We start from the raw sequence: 2795 nt of genomic DNA, 5'->3' as shown, positions 1-2795 counted from the left end.
GACCAGTTCACCGTCACAGTGGCGGGCAGCGGGACCGCGGCGGCCGACGGAACGTTCAAACTGACGTGCGGGCCTACGGGCGGTACGCATCCCCGGGCGCGGGCCGCCTGCGACCGGCTGGCCGAGCTCTCCGGCGAAGGCCGGGACCCGTTCGCGCCCGTGGCCCCCGACGCCATGTGCACCATGCAGCACGGCGGCGACGCCACCGCCCGTATCACCGGCACCTGGCACGGCCACCGCGTCAACGCCTCCTTCAGCCGGAAGAACGGCTGCGAGATCGCCCGCTGGCGCACCCTGGAGCCCGTCCTCCCGAGCGCCAGGCTGTAAACCTCTCCGCTGTCATCGGTGTCCTCGGCCGCCGGTCTGCCGTCACCGGTCACCGGCCCCCGTCGCCCGTTCCCGCTGGTCCCGGCCGTCCCCGTCCGAGCCGTCCCGGCCCCGTGACCGGCCGATAACATTCAGCTAGGTCCCGTCCGGGCGGAGGCCATTCCGGGGCCATTCGCACACAACCCTCATCAAGGCTCCGGCTCATCCGCCGCCGCGGTCACCTCCCCAGCCCTTAGACTCCCTGCAGTGACATGCCGGGACCCGAGAGGCAAGATGGGTGCGGCCGTCAGCAAGGTGCAGTGGTTCAGGGAGGAAGCGTCGTCGTGAGCAGCAGGCCATCCCGAGGCGCTGCTCGCCTCGCGGCGATACTCGACGCACTCCCTGACGGCTTGGTGCTCGTCAACGCCAACGGCACGGTCGTCAACGCCAACACCATCGCGCTGGAGATGTTCGAGACGCCCGGCACGGCGCTCGTCGGCCGCGGGCTGCTCGATCTGCTGCCCGAGTTCGACTCCAAGCTGATCCCCGGCTCGATGCGCCGTCCCGACGCCGCCGACGCGCGCGGCCGTACGAAACCGACGCGCATGATCGCGCGGCGCACGGACGGCAGCGAGTTCCCGGCCGAGGTCACCAGCGCGAGCCTGGAGGACGGCAGGGACGCGTACAACGACTCGCACAGCTACACCGGCGACGAGCTGCTGATGCTGGTCGTACGGGATCTCTCCGGCACCATGGACACCGAGGCCGAGCTGGCCCGCTCCCAGCGCCAGACCGAGATGATCCTGCGGGCCGCCTCGGAGGGCGTCGTCGGTACGGACACCGAGGGCCGGGTCGTCCTCGTCAATCCCGCCGCGGCCCAGATCCTCGGCTTCCGCGCCAGCGACCTCGGCGGCCATCAGCTCCATCCGCTGATCCTGCACTCGCGCGCGGACGGCGAGCCGTTCCCGTACGAGGACTCACCGCTCGCCGACACGCTCAGGTCGGGACGCAAGCACCGGGTGCGCGGACAGGTCCTGTGGGCGAAGAACGGCAAGCAGGTGCCGGTCGATCTGACGACCGCGCCGGTACGGGACGGCGACCAGCTCGTCGGCGCCGTGATGACCTTCACCGACCGCCGTCCGTTCGACGAGCTCACCAAGCAGCACGCCACCGAACTGACGGAGGCGACGGATCGGCACACGGCCGAGCTGACCGCCACGACCGACCGTCTCACCGCCGAACTGACCGGTACGAGGGACCGCCTCACCGCCGAGCTGGCGGAGGCGAACGAACGGCACGCGGCCGAGCTGGCGGACCGCAGCGATCGGTACGCCGCCGAGATCGAGGAGCTGACGGAGCGGTACGGAGACCTGGCCGGCCGGCACTCCCAGCTCACCGCCGTACTCGGCGAATCCCTGCGCGGCCCGTTGGAGGAGCTGCGCGGCGAACTGGGCACGCTCGCCGCCGACCCGGCCGGCCAGCTCTGGCCCGAGGCGAACCAGATCCTGCACCACCTGGCCGCCGGTTACGCCCGGATGACGACGCTCGTGGACAACGTCCTCGGCTACCAGCGGCTCGACGCCGGCACGGAACAGCTCGTCAAGACGAACGCCCTGCTCGACGGGGTCGTCGCGGCCGGCGTGGAGGGCGCGATCGAGCTGATCGGGCCCGGCCGGGCGCAGTTCGCGGTGCATGCCCCGCCGATCGAGGCCGAGGTGGACGCGGCGCGGCTGGCGACGGCGCTCGCGCATCTCGTCGCCGATGTGGCCGGTGTCGACTCGACGGGCCGGGCCCGGCTGACGACGGGCGGCGGATATGTCGACTCGACGATCGTGGTGGCCGCGGCGCAGCGCGGTGATGTCGTACGGATCGAGGTACGCGGACCGTTCGCCGGTGGCGATCCGGTCCATGAACCGATTGTCCGAGGGATCGTACGAGCACACGGTGGCGTGTTGCAGACGCACGAGATGCCGGGCCTGGGCGGCAGCGCGTACGTACTGGAGCTGCCGCTGGGAGAGGGCTCGGGTACGGTTCCGCCGCCCGCGCCTGTATCGGCGTCGGCATCCGCATCGGCATCGGCATCGGCGGACTCCCAGTCCGCGCCCGGGCTGCCCGCGCGGCAGGCACCTGGGACGCAGCAGGCCCCCGGGACTTCGGGCGGCGGCAGGCGGCGGGCGCGTCGGTCGTCCACGGACGCGTTCCTGGAAGGTCCGGGCGAGGACACCGGGGAGCCCACGGGACGACGGCGTGCGCGCGCGGCCGAGAGCGGGGCTCCGGGGACGGCTGCTGGAAGCGCCGGGACCGCCGGTGGGTCCGCTGTTGAAGGTCACCAAGGACAGCAGGGGCAGCAAGGGCTGATCCCGGCGCAGGATGCTGGCGCGACCGGTGGCGGTGGTACGGGACGTCGGCGCGGGCGGCCCAGCCCGGCCGAGGACGCCTCGGTCGGCGGCGCGGCGGGCGTGGCGCCTGGCGCAGGACCGGGTACGGCA

2 protein-coding genes are annotated in these 2795 nt (G+C 72.6%); both read left to right on the top strand.

The window, feature by feature from the left end; all coding sequences use genetic code 11:
• Positions 1-327, top strand: a 327-nt coding sequence (locus tag GA0115259_RS28375) for an SSI family serine proteinase inhibitor (RefSeq protein ID WP_093602307.1), incomplete at its 5' end; no start/stop codon positions are given.
• 323 nt (positions 328-650) lie between these two features.
• A partial coding sequence (locus tag GA0115259_RS28370; RefSeq protein WP_141716721.1) for a PAS domain-containing protein occupies positions 651-2795 on the top strand: 2145 nt, incomplete at its 3' end.

The sequence above is a fragment of the Streptomyces sp. MnatMP-M17 genome (genome assembly GCF_900091995.1).
GTDB lineage: Bacteria > Actinomycetota > Actinomycetes > Streptomycetales > Streptomycetaceae > Streptomyces.
The sequence above is the reverse complement of the archived record's forward strand: the minus strand, read 5'-3'. Positions and strand labels throughout refer to the sequence as shown.